Origin of the sequence: Bradyrhizobium sp. 164, assembly GCF_023073715.1 — a bacterium.
Taxonomy (GTDB): Bacteria; Pseudomonadota; Alphaproteobacteria; order Rhizobiales; family Xanthobacteraceae; genus Bradyrhizobium.
In genome coordinates this window covers 1-19,997 of record NZ_JADPKA010000030.1, presented here as the reverse complement: position 1 = coordinate 19,997, position 19,997 = coordinate 1, and the positions used below count along the sequence as shown (strand labels likewise).

Genomic DNA, 19,997 nt, shown 5'->3' with positions numbered 1-19,997 from the left:
GCCACAAGGCGGCTTTCGGAAATGCTCAGTTTCCGTTTGTTCAATCCGGCCCAAACCTACCGCCACATCCCGCGCATCTTCGCCCCGATGTCGATCTTCGGACCCAGCGCCGCCGTGCGCGCCGCACCCGCCGCGGCCTTCGGCCAGGCGGTGCGCTCGAACAGATAGACCAACTGCTCCGGGATGAAGCGGGTGCGCGAGGCGTAGACGTGGCGGTCGCCCTTGGCGGCCTGGCCGTGGATGAAGAAGCGCTGTGGCACGACGAGGTGGAGATCGTCCTTGGCGCGCGTCATTGCGACATAGAGCAGGCGGCGCTCCTCCTCGAGCTCGGCGGTGGTGCCGGCGCCGAGATCGGAGGGCATGCAGCCGTCGACGACGTTGAGCACGAACACCGACTTCCACTCCTGGCCCTTGGCGGAATGGATGGTGGAGAGGATCAGGTAATCCTCGTCGCGCAACGGCGGACCGGATTTGTCGCTGGTTGCATTGGGCGGATCGAGCGTGAGCTCGGTCAAAAATTTCTCGCGCGAGGCGTAGCCGCTCGCAATCTGCTCGAGCTGCATCAAATCGGCGCGCCGCGTCTCGGCATCCTCGTGGATGCGCTCAAGATGCGGCTCGTACCAGAGTCGCACGCGTTCGAGATCGGTCGGCCATTCCGAATAGCGCAAATTCTGGGCCGTGCGGACGAAGTCGGTCCAATCAGCACCGGCACGAGCAGGCGCCGGGAGCTGGCCCAGCGCGGCGAGCGGATCGGTGCTCTCGGCCATCTGGTCCAGCACGCGCTGCGCGGTCGCGGGTCCGATGCCCGGCAACAGATGCAGGATGCGGAAACCCGCGACCCGGTCGCGCGGATTCTCGGCGAAACGCAGCAGCGCCAGCACGTCCTTGACGTGGGCTGCATCGAGGAATTTCAGTCCGCCGAACTTGACGAAGGGGATGTTGCGGCGGGTCAGCTCGATCTCAAGCGGGCCCGAATGCGAGGAGGTCCGGAACAGTACCGCCTGGTGCTTGAGCAGCGCGCCTTGCTCGCGATTGGCCAGCACCTGTTCGACGATGTAGCGGGCCTGGTCGGCCTCGTCATGCACGGTGACGAGCTGCGGCTTGTGCGACGAGGCGCGGTCGGTCCACAGATTCTTGGTGAAGCGCTCGCGCGCGAGGCCGATGACGCCGTTGGCCGCCGCCAGCACTGCTTGCGTCGAGCGGTAGTTGCGGTCGAGCGTGATCATTTCCGCACGCGGCGAAAAGCTCTGCGGAAAATCCAGGATGTTGCGCACTGTGGCGGCGCGGAACGAATAGATCGACTGGGCATCGTCGCCGACCACTGTGAGCCCGCGTCCGTCGGGCTTCAACGCCAGCAGGATCGAAGATTGCAGGCGGTTGGTGTCCTGGTATTCGTCGACCAGCACGTGATCGAAGCGGCCACCGATCTCTTCCGCGATCAGCGCATCGCTCATGATCTGCGACCAGTAGAGCAGGAGATCGTCGTAATCGAGCACATGCTGGGCTTGCTTGGCCTCGACATAGGCCGCGAACAGGCCTTTCAGCTCGGCCGCCCAGCCCGCGCACCAGGGATAGTGCACCCCCAAAACCTTCTCGATCTCCATCTCGGCATTGATGCAGCGCGAGTAGATCGAAAGGCACGTGCCCTTGGCCGGAAAACGGCTCTCCGTTTTCGACAGCCCGCGCTCGTGCCGGACCAGGTTCATCAGGTCCGCGGAGTCCTCGCGGTCGTGGATGGTGAAGGCGGGGTCGAGGCCGATGCGTTCGGCATATTCGCGCAAGAGGCGCGCGCCGATGCCGTGGAAGGTGCCGGCCCAGGTGAGTGCATCGCGCATGATCGCGGCGTTGTTCTCGCCCAGCACTTTTCGGGCGATGCGTTCGACCCGGCCGGCCATCTCGGCCGCGGCGCGGCGGGAGAATGTCATCAACAGGATGCGGCGCGGATCGGCGCCGGCGACGATCAGATGCGCGACGCGGTGGGCGAGCGTGTTGGTCTTGCCGGAGCCGGCGCCGGCAATGACGAGCAGGGGGGCGCCCACGGTCGCACCTTCCGCCACGCCATGCTCGACGGCGCGGCGCTGCTCCGCATTGAGCGTGTCCAGATATGTCGCCACGAATCGCCCCGGTGAAAGGCTGAGACTCGGCGATCCCGGCGCGAATCGCAATGCAGCTGGACGAAACCGGGTTTAGGATTTAGGGGGAAAGACGGCCCCAAGTTCCAGCCCGAGAAACCCTCCGGTATGACCGAGCTCAAGCCCGACCAGTTCGAGATGCGGCGGCTGGAATCGCTCAGCAACACCATTTTTGGCGTTGCCATGACGCTGCTCGCCTACGACTTGCCCAAGGCCGCGGTGTTCACCAGCGCCCCCGGCTGGAGCGATCTCGCCCATGTCTATTCCGGCAAGCTCGCCGGCTTCGCGCTCAGCTTCATCATCGCTGGCGTGTTCTGGATCAGCCATCACCGGCGCCTGGCGCGCCAGCCGGTCGGCAGCCGTGGCGCGGTGATCCTCAATCTGTTCTTCCTGCTCTCGATCGTGCTGCTGCCTGTGACCAATGGCCTCTACACCAATTACGGCATGAGCAACGCGGTGGCGGTGCTCTACGGCCTGCATCTGACCGCGATCGCCGGCCTTAATGCCTGGCTGTGGTGGACCATCCTGGGCGCATGGCGTCACGAGATCATGATCTCGCTGTTTCCGTTCCTGGTGTTCATCCCGGGCACGATCGTTGCGGCGTTCGCGCCGCGTGTCGCGCCCTTTATCTGGTTCATCGCCTTCGGCGCCGTCGTGATGCAGCGCTTCAGCATCGCGCGAACGGAGCCGGATACGTAAGGCGGCGGCTCATCCGGATGTCGCGCCGAACCCGTCGGCCGGCACGTAAAGCTTGACCGGACGGATTTCGTAGACCGCCGTCGGATTGACCGCACGCAGCTTCCGCGCCGCCGCGATCGCCTCATCCTCGCTGGCGCATTCCATGAGGTGGAAGCCCAGCAGCTGCTCCTTGGTCTCGGCAAACGGACCGTCCAGCACCATGCCCGCGCCGGGGCCCCGCAAGGTGCGGGCCTTTCGGGTCTCATCCAGACGGGCGGCCGGCCCAAACTGTCCGCTGGCTCGTAGCGGCGCCTGAACCTCGATGACTTTGGCGACGACGGCGGCGTCCTGCTCCGGCGTCCAGGACAAGACCTCGTCTTCCACGTGATAGGCCAGGATGGCGTACAGCATCGTCACCTCTCTTCTGCGCAAGTTACTTACGAAAGTCCCGAGGACGTAGCACCGCAGTCCGTGCCGACAATCCCGAAGCAGAATATTGCGTGGCCGGCAAGCGACGAAACCGTCCTGAAACCCGATTACGGCCGTGCCGCGTGAACGCCGCCGAAAGCGGTCGCGACTGATGACCACAACAACAAGGTTTTTGCTGGAGGCGGCAATGGCGGGTCACACCATCAAGATCATCTGCGACGCGCGTCGGGCGGGACAATCCGAACCGGCCGATCTGCACGACCAGGCCGGCCATCACCGCTATTACGGCAGCTCGGCCGAAAATGGCGGCGAGCGGATCGTGGAGAGCCGGCGCGGCAAACGCCCGCGTGCGCTCAACATCTGCGGTTTTTGAAGCCGTTGCCCAGGGCGGTGGTCGACCATGGACGTCCTGCAAATATCAATTGCGGCGATGCCGTTCCTGCTCTCGCTGGCAAGCAGGATCGGCAAGGCGATTGCCCCATGCTTGCTCACGAGCATCTGCACGGTGCTCCTCGGCGCGGAACCTCACCGCGCGGTCATGGCATGGTGCGTCCGCATGCTGATCGCCGCCGTTGCGCTGCGCGAACGGCTTCGCACGAGCTGAGCCGGCGAGCGGTCCCGACCCTCCCGATCAGGGCAAATCTGAAAAGGAAAAGGCGCGGCGGGGAGTGCCCCGTCGCGCCCGATTTCTTGCTCGCTGGTCCAGGGCTGAGAGCGCCCTGATGCCAAGCCTTTTGTCTAGAGCCTAGCGGGCGATCCCAGCGAGGTGACAGCGCTTGAGATAAGACACTGGATCACCTCCTTTCGTTGGTTTCGGGAGATTTCAATATAGGTTGTAAGGCCGCCGCTGTTAAGGGCGAGCGGATCGGCCGGAACCCAAGCTGGTTCGTAAGGCAAGCAAGCTGTGCGAAAAGTCGCCGTCGCGGCAGTTGAGACCGCCGTCCGACCGTGTTAGGGAGCCCCTGACGCGGGTGTAGCTCAATGGTAGAGCAGCAGCCTTCCAAGCTGAATACGAGGGTTCGATTCCCTTCACCCGCTCCAATGTTCTCAACAGCTTGGACGTTTCATTCCGACACGTCGCGCTTCATCGACGACGATCGGCGCTTGTCCCGTGCTTTCGGCACGACGGCCACACGTGGCCATCGCAATGGTCTGAGCGGTGGCGGTCCCTGCTGGCATGGCCGATGACGTGGGCCTGGCTCAGGCTCTTCGCTGGTTGAGATAGCGAAGAGCGAGCCTGATGAAATTGTGCACCACCATCGACGTCTCGTCCTCCCTGAACACCAGAAACACATCGGCCGTGGGCGGCGAGGGCCTGATCGGGCGGAATACGATGTCGGTGGTTGTGAACCGCTCAATCGACTGCGGCACGAGTGCGACACCAAAACCTGCGGCAATCAGACTTGGGATCGACTGGGCATCGACGACTTGCTGGGAAACCTTTGGGAGAAAGCCGGCGTCGACACAGCACTTCCGCACGTAGCGGGCGAAATCCGAGCTGTCCGGATCCAGGACGACGTGATCCTCGGAGGCGAGATCGCCGAGGGCGATGCGCCTGCGTTGCGCCAGCCGATGGCTGCGGGGCACGGCCAGGACGACCTCTTCGCGCCACGCCAGCTTGCTGGTCAGGTCGCGCTCGGCGGGAATGCCGCGAATGAGACAGATGTTGGTGGCACGGCTGAGGAGCGCGGCGATCTGCAGCGCCGGCGCCTGCTCATGTACCGTCATCTTGACCAATGGCGCAACCTTCCGATAGGCCGCGAGCAGCTCGGCGAGACGACCGCGCAGGATGGAGCCGGTCGCCCCGACATCCAGCGTTCCGACCAAGCCGGCGCCGATCGACCGAACCTCATCTTCCGTGGCTTTGACCTGCTGCAGGATCGCGCGCCCCCGCACCAGCATGGCTTCGCCGGCCTGCGTCAACTCGACCCTGCGGCTGGTCCTGTAGAGGAGCTGGGTGCCGAGTTCGGCCTCGAGCGCCTGGATATGTTGGCTGAGCGGCGGCTGCGAGAGGTTCAGCCGTCGGGCGGCAAGGGTGAAGCTGCGCTCCTCGGCCACCGCGATGAAGTACCGGAGCTGGCGCAGATCCATAGTGAAACCCTATCAATCGTGTCGTTCTATATATTGGACTCGGCAGCGAGGCTGGTCAACGAATGACCGATGGAGACCTCGCGCGTGCTGCCGCGACCGAACGGCTCCATCCGCGGCGACTTCACGTCGCCGCCAACGCTAAGAGTGGCGAAGGCTAAAGGCCGACCAAGCCAGACAAATGGAAGCCCAGGGAGCGAGGAAAGCCATGCCCAAGATTTTCAAGTCACTCTTCTTCCAAGTGGTCGTTGCACTCGCGGCCGGCATCGCTCTCGGCATGGCCTATCCGGACACTGCATTGCAGATGAAGCCGCTGGGCGACGGCTTTATCAAACTCATCAAGATGCTGGTGCCCGTCATCGTGTTTTGCGTGGTGGTGCAGGGAATATCGGCGGCCGGCGACCTTTCAAAGGTTGGAAGGGTGGGCATCCGCTCGCTTCTCTATTTCGAGATCGTCACCACCATCGCCTTGGTGTTCGGCATCGCGCTTGCTTACTATTTTCAGCCCGGCGCCGGAATGAACATCGATCCAAGGACGCTGGACGCCAAGGCGCTTAGCGGGTTCAGCCAGACCGCCGCTCAGGTCGCCGGCGGAGGCGTCTCCGAATTCCTGATGAAGCTCATCCCGTCGACCATCGTCGGAGCCTTCAGCTCCGGCGATGTTCTGCAGGTCCTGATCGTCTCGATCATGTTTGGTTGTGCCATGTCGTTGTGCGGCGAGCGCGCGAGGCCAGTCGTCGATTTCGTCGAGCGGGTGAACGAGATCATCTTCAAGATGATGAACTTCGTCGTCCGGCTCGCCCCGCTCGGCGTCTTCGGTGCGATCGCCTTCACTGTCGGCAAGTATGGCATCGGTTCACTGAAGCAGCTCGGGGGGCTTGTTGCCCTGTTCTATCTGGCGGTGTTCTTCTTCGTGGTCGTCGTGCTCGGAGCGATCATGCGGCTCTCGGGCTTCAGCCTGTTCAAGTTGCTGGTCTATCTGCGTGAAGAGCTGATGATCGTTCTCGGCACGGCCGCAGGCGACAGCGTGCTTCCGCAGACCATGCGCAAGCTCGAACAGCTCGGGATCAAGCGGTCGACGGTCGGTTTGGTCATCCCGACAGGGTACTCATTCAATCTGGATGCCTTCTCGATCTACTTGACCCTGGCGGCGGTCTTCATTGCACAGGCGACGAACACACCACTCGCCACGGGCGATCTCCTGGCGATCCTCGGCGTCGCGTTGCTCACGTCCAAGGGAGCTCATGGCGTCCCGGGCTCGGCCATTGTCGTCCTCGCGGCGACGCTGGCAGCCATTCCGGCCATCCCGGCGATCGGACTGGTGCTGATCTTGTCGGTGGACTGGTTCATCGGCATCGCCCGCGCGCTCGGCAATTATGTCGGAAACTGCGTTGCCACGGTGGTCGTCGCCTCGTGGGAGGGGGACCTCGATCGCGCGAAGGCGCATCGCATTCTCGATGGTGAGATCGTTCCTTCAAGCGAGAACGTGCAGATCGATCCGGCCGGCGCGAACGCTCCCGTCGCGGGCCTGCAGACGCTTTGAATGCAGAGGCATGTGGTTGACATGGCAAAACTCTCGATTGAGCCATTGATGAGGCAGGCGTTCGCTCCGTTCGGAGAGGTCGTCGAAACGGAAGGGTTGACGCCCCTCTCGATCAACCAGGGATATGCCGCGCGCTACAACGAACTCGCCAATATCGATGTCGGTGCGGACGGCGGACAAATCAACATCAGCTGGTTTGTCGCCTCTGCGCGGCCCGCGCCCATCGCCATTCGCCTGATGGAGCGCCATCCACTTGGAAGCCAGCTGTTCATGCCCTTGAACGGAGGAAACTGGCTGGTCGTCGTTTGCACCGACCCGCACACACCTTCGACCTATCGGGCGTTCGCTGCCAATGGCAACCAAGGCGTGAACTATGCCCGAAACTGCTGGCACCACCCACTTCTGGTGGTCAAGGACGCAAGCTCGTTCCTTGTCGTCGATCGAAAGGGTGGTGGTAACAATCTCGAAGAATATTGGCTAGACGAGACGATGCAACTCGATCCCAAGACGGCCGCAAGCTGACCCCCCGTAACGTCCACGAGGCTCGATGATGTCATCGCAAACCTATCACATCCCGCAAGGGGGCCTTCCGCCCCAGACGGATCTTCTCAGTGGCCGGGCGGTCTTTACCAACGCCTACGCGGTCATCCCCAACGGCGTGCAGCGCGACATCGTGGTCAGCCACCTGCCGCACTGGAAGGATACGCGCGTCTGGGTGCTGGCGCGACCGCTCTCCGGCTTCGCGGAGACGTTCTCCCATTATCTTATGGAGATCGCGCGGGATGGAGGAAGTGAAGTTCCCGAACCGGACAAAGACGCCGAGGGCGCGTTGTTCGTCGTGGGCGGCAGGTTGCTCCTCAAATTGGCGGACGAGGAGCATGAGCTCAGGCCGGGCGGCTTCGCCTATCTGCCACCCGGTTGCGCCTGGAGCATTCGCAACCGGGGCCAGAGCCCGGCGCAGCTTCACTGGATCCGCAAGCTGTATCAGCGCGTGCCCGGATTGGCCGAGCCCGAGGCGATTGTGACCCATGCAGACTCGGTTGAACCGGTACCGATGCCGGGCACTGAGGGAAGGTGGGCAACCACGCGCTTCATCGATCCGGCCGACATGCGGCATGACATGCACATCAATATCGTCACGTTCGAGCCGGGTGCGACGATCCCCTTTGCAGAGACGCACGTCATGGAGCACGGATTATATGTCCTCGAGGGCAAGGCCGTGTACCGTCTCAATCGGGACTGGGTCGAGGTCGCGGCCGGAGACTACATGTGGCTGCGCGCCTTCTGCCCGCAGGCGTGCTACGCAGGAGGCCCCGGTCGGTTTCGCTATCTGCTTTACAAGGACGTCAACCGGCACATGAATCTGCGGCAGGGAGCTCCGCTGTTTTGACCTTGAGTAACGTCGGTTTCGGGCAAGCCGGCTTTGGCTAGAACCGACGATCCGGGCCGGGCCGCAGACTTCCCACTCGGCGCGATGCCGAATATGTGGGCGCGCCTGGGCGATCAATCCGCTCAGGAACCATCGCCGCAAGCATGAGTTTCCCGGTCGGGCGGGGCGAAAGTCACACGAGGCCGACCGTGCAAGACGACATGCGTGTGCGCTCCACGGCGCAGATCGCGGGCCATCCGATTCATCCGATGCTGGTGCCGATCCCGATCGCGTGTTTCATCGGGGCGCTGCTTACCGACATCGCCTATGTCGCGAGCGCCGAGATCATGTGGGCGAATTTTTCCGCCTGGCTTCTGCTCTTCGGCGTTATCTTCGGCGTGCTCGCGGCCATTGCAGGCCTCATTGATTTCCTCGGCAACCGACTGGTGCGGACGCAGCCGCCGGCCTGGCCGCATCTGATCGGCAACGCTGTGGCGCTGATCCTTGCGATCTTCAATACGATGATTCACATGCGCGATGCCTGGACCTCGGTGTGGCCGACCGGGCTCGCTCTTTCGGTGATTACCGTGCTGATCCTGCCCGTCACCGGCTGGCTCGGCTGGGCCATGGTGTATCGCCACGGCGTCGGAGTTGCACGATGATGGCAAAGCTCACCCGCGCGCTGCTGTGCTCTTCGTTGCTGTGTCTGGCCGGCTGCAATGACGGCAGTGGCGATCCCAAGGCGCAAATCGGCCCCAATCCGACGCTGCCGGATATCCAGCAATATCTGCTGCCGCCGGTCCACATCGCCCGCATCGTCGGCTGGAAGAAGGACGAGACGCCGACCGTTGCGCAGGGCTTGCAGGCCAAGGCGTTCGCAACCGGCTTGCAGCATCCGCGATCCCTCTATGTGCTGCCCAATGGCGACGTGCTGGTGGTGGAGTCCAAGGCGCCGAAGGGCGCCTCGATCAAGCGTCCCAAGGAAATCGTGATGGGATATATCGAGTCCTGGGCGACCTCGGGCGGCGGCGACACCGGACCGGGTAACCGCATCACGCTCCTGCGCGACAGCAATGGCGACGGCGTGCCTGACACGCAAAGCGTCTTCCTCGACCATCTCAACTCGCCGTTCGGCGTCGCGCTGGTCGGCAACGATCTCTATGTCGCCAACACCGACGCGATCGTGAAATATCCCTATACCGAGGGCGACACGAAGATCACCGCACCCGGCACGGTGCTGACGCCGCTGCCAGGCGGGCCGATCAATCATCATTGGACCAAGAGCCTGGTCGCTAGCCCCGACGGCTCAAAACTCTATGCCGGCGTCGGCTCCAACAGCAACATCACCGAGAACGGCATGGAGGCCGAGCACAATCGCGCCGCTATCCTCGAGGTCGATCGTGCCGGCGGCCGCTGGCGCCTCTTCGCAAGCGGCCTGCGCAATCCGAACGGCCTCAGCTTCGAGCCGCAGACCGGCGCATTGTGGACAGTGGTGAACGAGCGCGACGAGATCGGTCCCGATCTCGTGCCCGACTACATGACGTCCGTCAGGGACGGCGGCTTCTACGGCTGGCCTTACAGCTATTGGGGCCAGCACGTCGATCCCCGCGTCAAGCCGGAGCGGCCGGACCTCGTGGCCAACGCGATCGTGCCGGACTATGCCCTGAGCTCGCATGTCGCCCCGCTGGGGATGGCTTTCTCCGCCGGCACCAGCCTGCCGGCCGCCTATCGCAACGGCGCCTTCGTCGGGGAGCACGGCAGCTGGAACCGGCAGGTGCTGAACGGCTACAAGGTCGTGTTCGTGCCGTTTGCGGACGGCAAGCCGAGCGGGCCGGCGCAGGACGTCGTCACCGGCTTCCTTAACAGCGACAATCAGGCGCGCGGTCGCCCCGTTGGCGTCGCCATCGACAAGACCGGCGCGCTGCTGGTGGCCGACGACAGCGGCAACACCGTGTGGCGGGTGACGGCGGCGCATCCGCAGCTGACGCAACGTTAGGCGCGCCCGCGCGTTATCGGGCAGACGATCTCTGAACGCAAAGCCGGGAGTTTGGACAATGGGTCTTGCTCAATACGCCGTCGTGCCGGTGCAGGACGAATGGGGCGTGCTGCACGACGGGGACGTCAAGAGCCGATACGCTACCAAGGAAGCTGCATTCGAGTCGGCGGTTGCCGCGGCATCCTTGGCCCTTCGTGAGGGACATGAAGTCCATGTCAGCGTGCCCGGCCGTGAGGCAGGCGAGACCGCGCTCGGTGTCTAGGGGCCGCGGAATAGCATCTAGAGGAGGCCACGATGACCAAGCCTCGTGAGCAGAATGGCGTCGAGCCGCCGCTGTCCGAAGACGACATCCAGCGCGATCAGCTCGGCCCGCGCGGCGTCCCGGATGCGCCAGATCCCGCCAAAATGACCCCGCAGCGCGAAAAGAAGACGCCGAAGCATATCGAGCCGGGCCACACGTCCTGACACGGGCGTGCTCTGCGGCTGGCGCCGCGGTGCCATTCGGAACCGATATTCCCGCAAGCTGAGTCTACCGGTAAAACGGGCTTGCTGGCGCGATCCGCGCCCGGCGGGCAGGCGATATCGGGAATGCGGTTCTTGAAGTCTGACAGCAGGCTAATCGGCGTCCTGCTGGTGCTCGCGATCACGCAGCTGGTCGGGTGGGGCACGATCGGGCTTCCCGCCATTGTCGGGCGCGATCTTGCAGCCGATCTGGGCATGAGCCTGCCGGCGGTATTCGCGGGGACATCCGTTCTTTACGTCGCGATGGGACTGTGCGCCCCCTGGCTCGCCAAGTCCTTTGCGCGGCATGGCGCGCGGCCGATCATGATGATCGGCACGGTCGTGACCGCGCCGGGTTTCGTGCTGCTGTCGCTCGCGCGCGAGCCGATGCTCTATTTCACCGCCTGGATCGTGCTCGGCATCGCCGGCAGCGCGACCTTGTCGACCGGCGCCTATATCATGCTGAACGAGGTCGCCGGGCGGCAGGCCAAGAGCGCGATCGGCGCGCTCATGCTGGTGACGGGACTGTCCAACAGCATCTTCTGGCCGGCCACCTCGTTCCTGAGCGGTCACCTCGGCTGGCGTGGAACATGCCTCGTCTATGCAGCCATGACGATCCTCGTTTCGCTTCCGCTCTATGCGTTCGCGGCTCCGCGTCGGAGAGGCGCGGATAGCGATGGCGGTGCGCCGGCCGAGCCTGCAGAGGCGCCTGCATTTGCGCGGAGCACATTCCGTCTCGTCGTTGCCGCGATCACCCTCAACGCCTTCGTCAATTTCGGCCTCTCCGCCATTCTCATCGAGCTGCTCCGCGCCGAGGGGCTGGCGCCAGCACAGGCCATTGCCTTCGGCTCGATGCTCGGTGTGATCCAGGTCAGCGCGCGCGGACTGGACTTCCTTGGAGGCGGGCGATGGGACGGCATCACGACCGGCCTCGTCGCAGGCACGGCATTGCCCGTGGCGATGCTGCTCCTGATGATGAGCGAGGGTACGACCTGGGCGGTCGCGGTCTTCATCCTGCTCTATGGCGCCGGCAGCGGCGCGATGGCGGTGGCGCGCGCGACCATCCCGCTGGTGTTCTACGACCAGGCCGAGTTCGCCAAGGCGATGTCGATGATCGCGCTGCCGCTCAATCTCGCCTCCGCAATCTCGCCGCCGCTCCTCGTCGGATTGCTCACGGAGTTCAGCAGCCGCGCTGCGCTCGGTCTCACCTTCGTCTGCTCCTGCGCAACCGTGCTGATCCTGGTCCTGCTCGGGCGGCGGCGGCCGCGAACCGCTGCTGCAGCTCTGACCTAAGACAATCTTCGCGGCGCGGAATTCGACAACCGGCCGATCCTGCTGCCGGGTGGGGATGGCCGTATGCCGCCAGTGCAGTGCTCGATGCCCGAAAATGGTGTATCCGCGGGGTGCGCGGCCAGAGCTTTCGAGCCGCCGCGCCAAGATCCCAGTTCCCCGGAGGAAATCGACATGTCGGCTTTGCCGCTTTCAGGCATCAAGATCCTTGACCTCACCCGCGTGCTCGCCGGGCCCTTGTCGGCGCAGATGCTGGGAGACCTGGGTGCGGAGGTCATCAAGATCGAGCGGCCGGGTACCGGCGACGACGCGCGCGCCTTTGGCCCGCCTTACCTGACCGATCCCGAGGGCAAGGCGAACAACAACAACTCGTTTTACCTCTGCGCCAACCGCAACAAGAAATCGGTCACCGTCAACATCGCCAAGCCCGAGGGGCAGGCCATCATCCGCGAGCTCGCCAAGGACGTCGACGTCTTCATGGAGAATTACAAGGTCGGCGATCTCAAGCGCTACGGCCTCGACTATGAATCGATGAAGGCGATCAATCCCAGCATCATCTATTGCTCGGTGACCGGCTTCGGCCAGACCGGCCCATACGCGCCGCGCGCCGGCTATGACGCGATTCTGCAGGCGATGGGCGGGTTGATGAGTGTCACCGGCCATATCGATGGCGAGCCGGGCGAGGGCCCGATGAAGGTCGGTCCTTCCATAGTCGACTACATGACCGGCATGAATTCATCGATCGGGATTCTCTCGGCGCTCTACCACCGTGACGCCAATGGCGGGGCGGGACAGCACATCGACGTCTGCCTGTTCGATACCGTCATCGCATCCCTGTCGCACTGGCTCCAGATCTACCTCGTCAACGGCAAGACCCCGCCGCGCCGCGGCACCTGGGGCAATGGCGGCATGCCGGCCGGCGTGTTCCGCTGCACCGATGGCGAGCTGATGCTGGTGGTCGGCAATGACGGCCAGTTCCAGCGCACCTGCGCCGTGCTCGGCGCGCCCGAGCTCGCGAGCGATCCGCGCTTCATCAAGAACAACGACCGCGTCGTGCACGGAAAGGAGATCATGGCGATCTTCGCCGGCCTGTTCCTGAAGAAGCCGGTGGCCTATTGGCTGGAAAAGCTGGAGGAGGCCGGCGTGCCCTCAGGGCCGATCAACAATTTCGAGCAGGTGTTTTCCGATCCGCACGTCCAGTCGCGCGGCATGCGGGTGAAGGTCAATCATCCCTTCGAGCCCGATCTGTCGCTGGTTCGCAACGCGCTCACTTTGTCGGAGACGCCGATCAAGGACTACCGCGCGCCGCCGCTCTTGGGCGAGCATACCGAGGAGGTGCTCGCCGGCAAGCTCGGCTATGATGCAGGCAAGGTCGAGGAGCTGAAGCAGCACGGGATCATTTAGCGGTCGCTTCGCCCTGTCCGCGAGCCCAACTCGCATCGAGCAAGCCGGCGCGACCCGGCTTGCGTGAAGCTTGTGCGCAATCCCCCAGATAATCCCGATCCGTAGTCGCACAGGCTTTCGCTTCCCGCCCGATTCTGATCCGATCTTCCCACTTAAGTTCGGGAGGAAAGCGAATGTCCTACACGATCGGGTTCCAGGCCAAGAACCAGAAGGATATTCTGGCGACCGAGGCGGCCACCGCCAATCAGGCCGTCGCCATCATTGCCGCGCTGCGGCAAAGTTCCGATGAGATCAAGTTCATCCGTTCGCCGCAGGAAGGCGAGATGGGCATCGAGATGCTGCTGCTGCTCGCCAAAGAAGAGGCCGAGGAGATGCCGCAGCGGGCGTGACCCCTGCACGCGAAATTCCGACGTCTCCCGCAAGCGGGAAGTGAGGCCGTATCGGCCCTGAGCGAGCCTGTTTGATCAACGCGCGTCGCGTGCCAGCGCCCGCGCCGGCGCCTTCGTCTCGCTCCGGCCCGCCGTCAGCGCCATCGTCGCGACGCGGACGACGCGCGCGACCACGTCCTCGACGTCATCGAGGTCGCATTTGCCCTCCGACAGCTTCGTCAGCCGCTCGCTCTCACGGATGGTGTGGTGCGCCATGGCGAGCGCGAAGTTCAGGCCCCAATAGATATCGACCTCGCTGCGGTCGGGCAGGGACCTGCGCATCGCGCCGGCAAATTTGCGCAAATGGTCGATCTCGCGGTTCTTGATGCGGCGGATCGGCGGCACGGACTCGATCGAGGCGCGGATCATGAAGCGCGCCGCGGTCGAGCGCTGGTTCTCAGGGCCGAGGCAGCCGCGCAACGTCGGTCCGACCAGCGCGCGCAGGATGACCTCAATCGGCGCGCAGCCGCCGCCCTGTTCTTCCGCCGCCTTCAATTCCCGCAGGCGCTCGCGATTGGTCGCGATCGAGCGCGTGACGAACAATTCCGCGATCAATTCATCCTTCGAGCCGAAATGATAGTTCACCGCGGCCAGATTGACATTGGCCGCCGCGACGATGTCGCGCAGCGTCACGTCGCCGAAGCCGCGATCGGCATAGAGCCGTTCGGCGGCGGCGAGAATGGCAGACCTCGTATGATCGCTGGCCATGGGTGCCCTGGATGAGGGGAGTTGCAATTCAAACAGTTGTATGAAACTATCGTTTGAAGGCCGGAAATTGTCAATCCGCAATCGGGACTCGTTCGCAACTCGCGATTCCGTTCCGAACGGCCGCAACGCGCGCGCATTCGCGCTTGCGGGCCGGGCGCAGCGGCAGGACAGTTCGGCGTCAGAGAAATTGTTCAAAGAGCAAGACGAGGAGCGTCCCATGGATTTCGATCTGTCGCCCAAGCAGAAGGAATGGCTCGACCGCGTGCGGTCTTTCATGACCAAGCACGTGCGCCCGGCGGTGCCGGTCTACGACCAGCAGGACAAGAGCGGCGACCGCTGGAAGGTGATTCCGATCCTGGAAGACCTCAAGAAGAAGGCCAGGGCGGAAGGCCTGTGGAACATGTTCATGCCGCCGTCCGAGCACGAGGACGACGAATTCCGCGGCGCGGGACTGACCAATCTCGAATACGCGCTGCTGTCGGAAGAGATGGGCCGCATCACCTGGGCCTCGGAGGTATTCAACTGCTCGGCGCCCGACACCGGCAACATGGAAGTGTTCATCCGCTACGGCACCAAGGAGCAGAAGCGCAAATGGCTGCGCCCACTGATGGACGGCGAGATCCGCTCCGCCTTCCTGATGACGGAACCGGCGGTGGCCTCGTCGGACGCCACCAATATCGAGACCCGCATCGAGAAAGACGGTGATCACTACGTCATCAACGGCCGCAAATGGTGGTCGTCCGGCGTCGGCGATCCCCGCTGCAAGATCGCGATCCTGATGGGCAAGACCGATTTCAAGGCGGCCAAGCACCAGCAGCAGTCGCAGATCCTGGTTCCGCTCGACACGCCCGGCATCAAGGTCGAGAAGATGCTGCCCGTGTTCGGCTTCGACGATGCGCCGCACGGCCATGCTCAGGTGCTGCTCGAGAACGTGCGGGTGCCGAAGGAGAACATCCTGTTAGGGGAAGGCCGCGGTTTCGAGATCGCGCAGGGCCGGCTCGGCCCTGGCCGCATCCATCACTGCATGCGCACCATCGGCAAGGCCGAGGAGGCGCTGGAGAAGATGGTGAAGCGGCTCGCCTCGCGCACCGCCTTCGGCAAGAAGATCGTCGAGCACTCGGTGTGGGAGCAGCGCATTGGCGAGGCCCGCACCAATATCGAGATGACGCGTCTTCTGTGCCTCAAGGCGGCCGACATGATGGACAAGGTCGGCAACAAGACTGCGCAGGCCGAGATCGCCATGATCAAGGTCGCAGCCCCCAATATGGCGCTGAAGATCATCGACGAGGCGATCCAGGCCTTTGGCGGCGCGGGCGTGTCGGACGAGGCCGGCCTTGCCAAGGACTACGCCCACATTCGCACGCTGAGGCTCGCCGACGGTCCGGATGAGGTGCACAATCGCGCCATTGCCAGACTTGAACTTCGGAAGTATGCAAACTCTCCAAGTCACTAAAACTAAGCGGGAGAGCCGGACGGCGATCCCGACTTGAAGAAACGACAGGGCATGATCCGCGTCGGATGACCGCTTGACGCAAGTGCGTCAGTGGTTACCGATTAGGATCATGCTCGACCTGAAATGGTCAGGACTGAAGAGGGAGCGTCATCGTGGCTGACGGCGTCAGGAAAGACGAGGAGTTCTCGGGCACCAAGCCGGTCGAGGAGCGGCATCGTTTCGACGAGCTGCGGCTCGAGGCCTGGATGCGCGACAACGTCGAAGGCTATGAGGGCCCGCTGGTCGTGCTCCAGTTCAAGGGCGGCCAGTCCAACCCGACCTACCGGCTCGACACGCCGAACCGTTCCTATGTGATGCGCCGAAAGCCATTCGGCAAATTGCTGCCTTCGGCGCACGCCGTCGATCGCGAATACCGCGTGATCGCAGCGCTTGGAAAGCAAGGCTTTCCGGTCGCACGCGCCTATGCGCTGTGCCAGGACGATAGCGTCATTGGCGCTGCCTTTTACATCATGTCGATGGAAGAGGGCCGCGTGTTCTGGGATCCAACGCTGCCGAGCCAGAATGCCGATGTGCGCCGAAAGATCTTCACCAGCAAGATCGAGACGCTGGCGAAGCTCCACATGTTCGATCCGGTTGCGATCGGCCTTGGCGACTTCGGTAAGCCCGGCAATTATTTCGCGCGCCAGATCGACCGCTGGACTAAGCAATACCGCGCCTCCGAAACCCAGCACATTCCGGAGTTCGAGAAGGTCGCCGAATGGCTGCCCAAGACCGTGCCGGAGCAGGCGCGCGTCTCCATCGTCCACGGCGACTATCGCCTCGACAACATGATTTTCCACGCGACGGAACCGCGGGTGCAGGCGGTGCTGGACTGGGAGCTGTCGACGCTCGGCGATCCCATGGCCGACTTTACCTATCTGTTGATGCAGTGGATCATGCCGGGCCTCGAGGGCGTCGACCTCAAGGCGCTCAACATCCCGAGCCTGGAAGAGGCCGCGCAAATCTACTGCAACGTCACCAAGATGAACGTGCCGGACCTCAACTGGTACTTCTCCTACAATCTGTTCCGCCTCGCTGGTATCACGCAGGGTATCGCCGGCCGTATCCGCGACGGCACCGCCGCCAATGCCAAGGCGCTGGAATCGGCCAAGCGCACCGTGCCGCTGTCAAAGGCCTCATGGGACTACGCGCAGAAGGCGGGCGCGGTATAGGAAGAGCGAAGGCGCGGCCACTGGCCGCGCTTTTTTGTTTGCGTCGCCGTCTCCAAACACGCGATGTCATTGCCCGCGAAGGCGGGCAATCAGTGTTCCAGAGGCAGCATCGCCTGGACCGAGATGTCGCGGCGTACTGGATGCCGAGCACGGCTTGATGGTTGGCCAGATCGACGACCGGCTGCTTGTGCCGGTGGGCTATTCGCCGTCGCAAAGCCTGCTAGATCAACCCGCCCCGTGGAGCCCGTGCATGATCGATCTGACCACCCTGATCACCTACATCATTATCGTGCTCGGCTTTGTGTTCATCCCTGGACCAGCCACGCTCCTCACCATGGCGCGCGCGGCCAGTTCCGGAACGAAGGTTGGCATCGCGACAGGGGCGGGGATCGCTGCGGGAGACATCGTCCACACAATGATGGCGATCGTCGGCCTCTCGGCGATCATCGCTACGTCGGCACTCTTGTTCAGCATCGTCAAATATGCGGGGGCAGCCTTCCTCATTTACCTCGGCATTCGCGCGATGCTGGAAAAGCCTCCACTGGGAATCAGCGCCCGGACCTTGGCGATCACTGCGGGTCAAGCGTTCCGACAGGCGATCGTGGCGGAGGTTCTGAATCCGAAGACCGCGCTGTTCTTTCTCGCCTTCCTGCCGCAGTTCGTCCGGTCGGACAACGGGCCGGTCGTGCTTCAGCTTGCGATTCTGGGAGCCATATTCGTGTTGCTCGGCCTCGTCAGCACCGTCGTATTCGCCGTCGGTGCGGGACGTCTTGGCAACCTCGTTCGCCGCCATCCGGCAATTGTCAGGTGGCAAGGCAAGTTGGTCGGCGCAGTTTACTGCGCCGTCGGTGTGCGGCTGGCCTTGCAGGAGCGCTGATGTTGTAGGGCCCGGTGAGCGAAGCAATAGCCGGGACGGCGGTCTCGCATCTCGCTTCGCTCATGCGGGCGGTTCCGCATGCTAGCGCTCTACTCCCTCACACAATGCGCAATCAGCCTCTCCACGAACCCCGCGCACTTCTCCAGCTCCGCCATCTCGACGAACTCGTCCGGCGTATGCGCCTGCGCGATGGATCCCGGGCCGATCACTACCGAGGGAATATCGGCCATGCTGGCGAACAGGCTCGCCTCGGTGCCGAACGCGACCTTGGCGTGATCGTTGCGCCCCGCAAGGCTCTTGGCCAGCGTGACGATGGCGGCGTTGGCGGCCGTGTCGAGCGCGGGATAGTCGAGGATTTCCTCGAACCCGATGCCGCACTCCGGATGCTGTTTCTTCATCGCGGGCTCGAGCTCGGCCTTGGCCCAGGCGACGATCGCATCGGTCACCTCTTTGGACTCGGTGATGCCGATGCCGCGGCATTCGAAATCCACCGTGCAGGTATCCGGCACGATGTTCAGCGCGGCGCCGCCATGCACGATGCTGGTGAGCAGCGTCGAGTGCGGAACGTCGTAAAGGCTGTCCGTTGATCGCGCGGCCGCGAGTTTTACCGCGCGACGACGGATTTCGGTGATCAGTTCTGCGGCATATTCGATCGCGTTGACGCCGTCGGGCGCGATCGAGGAATGGCGGGCGAGGCCGCGAAACGTGGCGCGGACACCGTGCTTGCCTTTGTGGCCGATGATGACCTTCATCTCGGTCGGCTCGCCGACAAAGCAGCCGAGCGGTTTTACGCGTTTCTTCGCCACCTCGCGCAGCATCGGCCGCACGCCGACGCAGCCGATCTCCTCGTCATAGGAGATCGCCAGATGAATCGGCGTCTTGAGCTTCGCCTCCACGATCTCCGGCACCATCGCGAGGCACACCGCGACAAAGCCCTTCATGTCGGTGGTGCCGCGGCCGTAGAGCCTGCCGTCACGCTCGACGAGCTTGAACGGATCGTGGCTCCAGTCCTGGCCGACCACGGGCACGACATCGGTGTGGCCCGACAGCACCAGGCCGGGACGGTCCTCCGGTCCAATGGTGACCCACAGCGAGGCTTTCTCGCCGGTCTCATCGACGATGCGCTCGCACTTGATGCCGAACGTGGCGAGATAGCTTTCGATATGGGTGATCAGAGGCAGGTTGGTGCGGTCGCTGACGGTGTCGAAAGCAACGAGGTCGGCGAGCAGCTTGCGGATGCGGTCGGGTCTTGAGCTTGGCATTTTAAGGATCTTGTCAGGAGATTGCGGAAGCCGAGGCAGCTTGCAGGAACCATACCAGCGCGGCGGCGGGATGGGCAAATGCAGCCACAGCTGTCATTCAGGGCTTGCGACGTCGTCGCCCCGGAATGACGAGGGGAAGGCTACAAGGTCTTGTGTTGCCTGACGGGCAAAACACGCCAGCCGTGGGTCAACGCGCGCCATCCAAAACATTCCGCTTTACCGAAATTCGGAAATCGCGTATGTGTCGCGGCAACCCGGCCCAGGCAAGAGGGGCGTATCGCGATCGTCACGACACGCGGGCCGGGCGGCGGTGGACGCAGGTTACATCGGCGCCAAGGGTTTCGCAGGGCGGAGAGCCGTGAGCGAAGAGCCTCGCGCACTCGACCGGTGTGATCGGCGTACGGCAAAATCGTGTGGTCCTGGCGCCCGGGGTCTGTGCGCCAAGTCTTGCGGTGATGTGAGCGGCCCAACCGGACCGCGGCATCAGCCATCGGCAAGGCGACGGGGGCAATAGTGCATCGCTCCCCGAGGAGCAACTGTGTTGAAGTAGACCGGTGATCGAGCGGGCTCAAGGCTGGCGCTGCGCGCCCCCGCCTCCGGCGGCTGACGGCCTTGACCCCGCCCGCTC

21 protein-coding genes and 1 tRNA gene are annotated in these 19,997 nt (G+C 63.7%); 17 read left to right on the top strand and 5 right to left on the bottom strand.

What is annotated here, in order from left to right:
- Nucleotides 1–56: 56 nt before the first annotated feature.
- Nucleotides 57–2,114: an ATP-dependent helicase gene (locus IVB01_RS13835; protein WP_247418187.1), complete on the bottom strand. Its 2,058-nt coding sequence runs from the start codon at nucleotides 2,112–2,114 to the stop codon at nucleotides 57–59.
- 126 nt (nucleotides 2,115–2,240) lie between these two features.
- Between IVB01_RS13835 and IVB01_RS13830 the strand changes: the two genes are divergently transcribed.
- Nucleotides 2,241–2,831 carry a TMEM175 family protein gene (locus IVB01_RS13830; protein ID WP_247280938.1) on the top strand — a complete coding sequence of 197 codons (591 nt, stop codon included), beginning with the start codon at nucleotides 2,241–2,243 and terminating at the stop codon, nucleotides 2,829–2,831.
- A gap of 9 nt (nucleotides 2,832–2,840) precedes the next feature.
- On the opposite strand, the gene IVB01_RS13825 is transcribed toward IVB01_RS13830, so the two are convergent.
- A complete protein-coding gene (locus tag IVB01_RS13825; protein WP_247280939.1) occupies nucleotides 2,841–3,221 on the bottom strand; it encodes a YciI family protein in 381 nt (126 codons plus the stop codon).
- Nucleotides 3,222–3,426: 205 nt separating this feature from the next.
- Between IVB01_RS13825 and IVB01_RS13820 the strand changes: the two genes are divergently transcribed.
- The 3 genes from IVB01_RS13820 to IVB01_RS13810 all read left to right on the top strand — a co-directional run bounded on the left by IVB01_RS13820 (nucleotide 3,427) and on the right by IVB01_RS13810 (nucleotide 4,280).
- Nucleotides 3,427–3,612 carry a hypothetical protein gene (locus IVB01_RS13820; RefSeq protein WP_247280940.1) on the top strand — a complete coding sequence of 62 codons (186 nt, stop codon included), beginning with the start codon at nucleotides 3,427–3,429 and terminating at the stop codon, nucleotides 3,610–3,612.
- Nucleotides 3,613–3,639: 27 nt separating this feature from the next.
- Nucleotides 3,640–3,843: a hypothetical protein gene (locus tag IVB01_RS13815; protein WP_247280941.1), complete on the top strand. Its 204-nt coding sequence runs from the start codon at nucleotides 3,640–3,642 to the stop codon at nucleotides 3,841–3,843.
- Nucleotides 3,844–4,206: 363 nt separating this feature from the next.
- Nucleotides 4,207–4,280 (top strand) — tRNA-Gly (locus IVB01_RS13810).
- Nucleotides 4,281–4,439: 159 nt separating this feature from the next.
- Here the strand turns inward: IVB01_RS13810 and IVB01_RS13805 are convergent.
- A complete protein-coding gene (locus IVB01_RS13805; RefSeq protein WP_247280942.1) occupies nucleotides 4,440–5,330 on the bottom strand; it encodes a LysR substrate-binding domain-containing protein in 891 nt (296 codons plus the stop codon).
- Nucleotides 5,331–5,535: 205 nt separating this feature from the next.
- Here IVB01_RS13805 and IVB01_RS13800 point away from each other — a divergent pair, with 205 nt between their 5' ends.
- From IVB01_RS13800 to IVB01_RS13755, 10 genes are all read left to right on the top strand, one after another.
- Nucleotides 5,536–6,870, top strand: coding sequence for a C4-dicarboxylate transporter DctA (locus IVB01_RS13800; protein ID WP_247280943.1), 1,335 nt, complete (start codon nucleotides 5,536–5,538; stop codon nucleotides 6,868–6,870).
- 21 nt (nucleotides 6,871–6,891) lie between these two features.
- Nucleotides 6,892–7,392, top strand: coding sequence for an ureidoglycolate lyase (locus IVB01_RS13795; protein WP_247280944.1), 501 nt, complete (start codon nucleotides 6,892–6,894; stop codon nucleotides 7,390–7,392).
- 28 nt (nucleotides 7,393–7,420) lie between these two features.
- Nucleotides 7,421–8,260: a bifunctional allantoicase/(S)-ureidoglycine aminohydrolase gene (locus IVB01_RS13790; RefSeq protein ID WP_247280960.1), complete on the top strand. Its 840-nt coding sequence runs from the start codon at nucleotides 7,421–7,423 to the stop codon at nucleotides 8,258–8,260.
- A 188-nt stretch (nucleotides 8,261–8,448) separates the two neighbouring features.
- Nucleotides 8,449–8,901 carry a DUF2231 domain-containing protein gene (locus tag IVB01_RS13785; protein ID WP_247280945.1) on the top strand — a complete coding sequence of 151 codons (453 nt, stop codon included), beginning with the start codon at nucleotides 8,449–8,451 and terminating at the stop codon, nucleotides 8,899–8,901.
- Nucleotides 8,898–10,235: a sorbosone dehydrogenase family protein gene (locus IVB01_RS13780; RefSeq protein ID WP_247280946.1), complete on the top strand. Its 1,338-nt coding sequence runs from the start codon at nucleotides 8,898–8,900 to the stop codon at nucleotides 10,233–10,235. Before IVB01_RS13785 ends, IVB01_RS13780 begins: the two co-directional genes overlap by 4 nt.
- 58 nt (nucleotides 10,236–10,293) lie before the next feature.
- Nucleotides 10,294–10,497: a hypothetical protein gene (locus tag IVB01_RS13775; RefSeq protein WP_247280947.1), complete on the top strand. Its 204-nt coding sequence runs from the start codon at nucleotides 10,294–10,296 to the stop codon at nucleotides 10,495–10,497.
- Between the two features lie 32 nt (nucleotides 10,498–10,529).
- A complete protein-coding gene (locus IVB01_RS13770) occupies nucleotides 10,530–10,700 on the top strand; it encodes a hypothetical protein (protein WP_247280948.1) in 171 nt (56 codons plus the stop codon).
- Between the two features lie 123 nt (nucleotides 10,701–10,823).
- Nucleotides 10,824–12,029 (top strand): MFS transporter, encoded by a 1,206-nt coding sequence (locus tag IVB01_RS13765; RefSeq protein WP_247280949.1) that lies wholly within the window; start codon nucleotides 10,824–10,826, stop codon nucleotides 12,027–12,029.
- Between the two features lie 171 nt (nucleotides 12,030–12,200).
- On the top strand, nucleotides 12,201–13,430 hold the full coding sequence (locus IVB01_RS13760) for a CaiB/BaiF CoA-transferase family protein (protein ID WP_247280950.1): 1,230 nt from the start codon (nucleotides 12,201–12,203) through the stop codon (nucleotides 13,428–13,430).
- Nucleotides 13,431–13,603: 173 nt separating this feature from the next.
- A complete protein-coding gene (locus IVB01_RS13755; RefSeq protein WP_247280951.1) occupies nucleotides 13,604–13,819 on the top strand; it encodes a hypothetical protein in 216 nt (71 codons plus the stop codon).
- A gap of 75 nt (nucleotides 13,820–13,894) precedes the next feature.
- On the opposite strand, the gene IVB01_RS13750 is transcribed toward IVB01_RS13755, so the two are convergent.
- Entirely contained in the window at nucleotides 13,895–14,566 is a 672-nt protein-coding gene (locus IVB01_RS13750) for a TetR/AcrR family transcriptional regulator (protein ID WP_247280952.1), read from the bottom strand.
- Nucleotides 14,567–14,783: 217 nt separating this feature from the next.
- Here IVB01_RS13750 and IVB01_RS13745 point away from each other — a divergent pair, with 217 nt between their 5' ends.
- From IVB01_RS13745 to IVB01_RS13735, 3 genes are all read left to right on the top strand, one after another.
- Nucleotides 14,784–16,019 carry an acyl-CoA dehydrogenase family protein gene (locus IVB01_RS13745; RefSeq protein ID WP_247280953.1) on the top strand — a complete coding sequence of 412 codons (1,236 nt, stop codon included), beginning with the start codon at nucleotides 14,784–14,786 and terminating at the stop codon, nucleotides 16,017–16,019.
- Nucleotides 16,020–16,171: 152 nt separating this feature from the next.
- Entirely contained in the window at nucleotides 16,172–17,230 is a 1,059-nt protein-coding gene (locus IVB01_RS13740; RefSeq protein WP_247280954.1) for a phosphotransferase family protein, read from the top strand.
- A 250-nt stretch (nucleotides 17,231–17,480) separates the two neighbouring features.
- On the top strand, nucleotides 17,481–18,107 hold the full coding sequence (locus IVB01_RS13735; protein ID WP_247280955.1) for a LysE family translocator: 627 nt from the start codon (nucleotides 17,481–17,483) through the stop codon (nucleotides 18,105–18,107).
- A gap of 89 nt (nucleotides 18,108–18,196) precedes the next feature.
- Here IVB01_RS13735 and argE read toward each other — a convergent pair whose 3' ends face one another.
- Complete coding sequence (argE, locus tag IVB01_RS13730) at nucleotides 18,197–19,369, bottom strand: acetylornithine deacetylase (RefSeq protein ID WP_247276188.1); 1,173 nt, start codon at nucleotides 19,367–19,369, stop codon at nucleotides 18,197–18,199.
- Nucleotides 19,370–19,997: the final 628 nt, after the last annotated feature.

Excerpts from the sequence above, each read along its gene's own strand:
- IVB01_RS13830 (WP_247280938.1), top strand. The coding sequence starts at position 2,241 with ATGACCGAGCTCAAGCCCGACCAGTTCGAGATGCGGCGGCTGGAATCG.
- IVB01_RS13825 (WP_247280939.1), bottom strand. The coding sequence starts at position 3,221 with ATGCTGTACGCCATCCTGGCCTATCACGTGGAAGACGAGGTCTTGTCC.
- IVB01_RS13820 (WP_247280940.1), top strand. The coding sequence starts at position 3,427 with ATGGCGGGTCACACCATCAAGATCATCTGCGACGCGCGTCGGGCGGGA.
- IVB01_RS13815 (WP_247280941.1), top strand. The coding sequence starts at position 3,640 with ATGGACGTCCTGCAAATATCAATTGCGGCGATGCCGTTCCTGCTCTCG.
- IVB01_RS13805 (WP_247280942.1), bottom strand. The coding sequence starts at position 5,330 with ATGGATCTGCGCCAGCTCCGGTACTTCATCGCGGTGGCCGAGGAGCGC.
- IVB01_RS13800 (WP_247280943.1), top strand. The coding sequence starts at position 5,536 with ATGCCCAAGATTTTCAAGTCACTCTTCTTCCAAGTGGTCGTTGCACTC.
- IVB01_RS13795 (WP_247280944.1), top strand. The coding sequence starts at position 6,892 with ATGGCAAAACTCTCGATTGAGCCATTGATGAGGCAGGCGTTCGCTCCG.
- IVB01_RS13790 (WP_247280960.1), top strand. The coding sequence starts at position 7,421 with ATGTCATCGCAAACCTATCACATCCCGCAAGGGGGCCTTCCGCCCCAG.
- IVB01_RS13780 (WP_247280946.1), top strand. The coding sequence starts at position 8,898 with ATGATGGCAAAGCTCACCCGCGCGCTGCTGTGCTCTTCGTTGCTGTGT.
- IVB01_RS13775 (WP_247280947.1), top strand. The coding sequence starts at position 10,294 with ATGGGTCTTGCTCAATACGCCGTCGTGCCGGTGCAGGACGAATGGGGC.
- IVB01_RS13770 (WP_247280948.1), top strand. The coding sequence starts at position 10,530 with ATGACCAAGCCTCGTGAGCAGAATGGCGTCGAGCCGCCGCTGTCCGAA.
- IVB01_RS13765 (WP_247280949.1), top strand. The coding sequence starts at position 10,824 with ATGCGGTTCTTGAAGTCTGACAGCAGGCTAATCGGCGTCCTGCTGGTG.
- IVB01_RS13760 (WP_247280950.1), top strand. The coding sequence starts at position 12,201 with ATGTCGGCTTTGCCGCTTTCAGGCATCAAGATCCTTGACCTCACCCGC.
- IVB01_RS13755 (WP_247280951.1), top strand. The coding sequence starts at position 13,604 with ATGTCCTACACGATCGGGTTCCAGGCCAAGAACCAGAAGGATATTCTG.
- IVB01_RS13750 (WP_247280952.1), bottom strand. The coding sequence starts at position 14,566 with ATGGCCAGCGATCATACGAGGTCTGCCATTCTCGCCGCCGCCGAACGG.
- IVB01_RS13745 (WP_247280953.1), top strand. The coding sequence starts at position 14,784 with ATGGATTTCGATCTGTCGCCCAAGCAGAAGGAATGGCTCGACCGCGTG.
- IVB01_RS13735 (WP_247280955.1), top strand. The coding sequence starts at position 17,481 with ATGATCGATCTGACCACCCTGATCACCTACATCATTATCGTGCTCGGC.
- argE (WP_247276188.1), bottom strand. The coding sequence starts at position 19,369 with ATGCCAAGCTCAAGACCCGACCGCATCCGCAAGCTGCTCGCCGACCTC.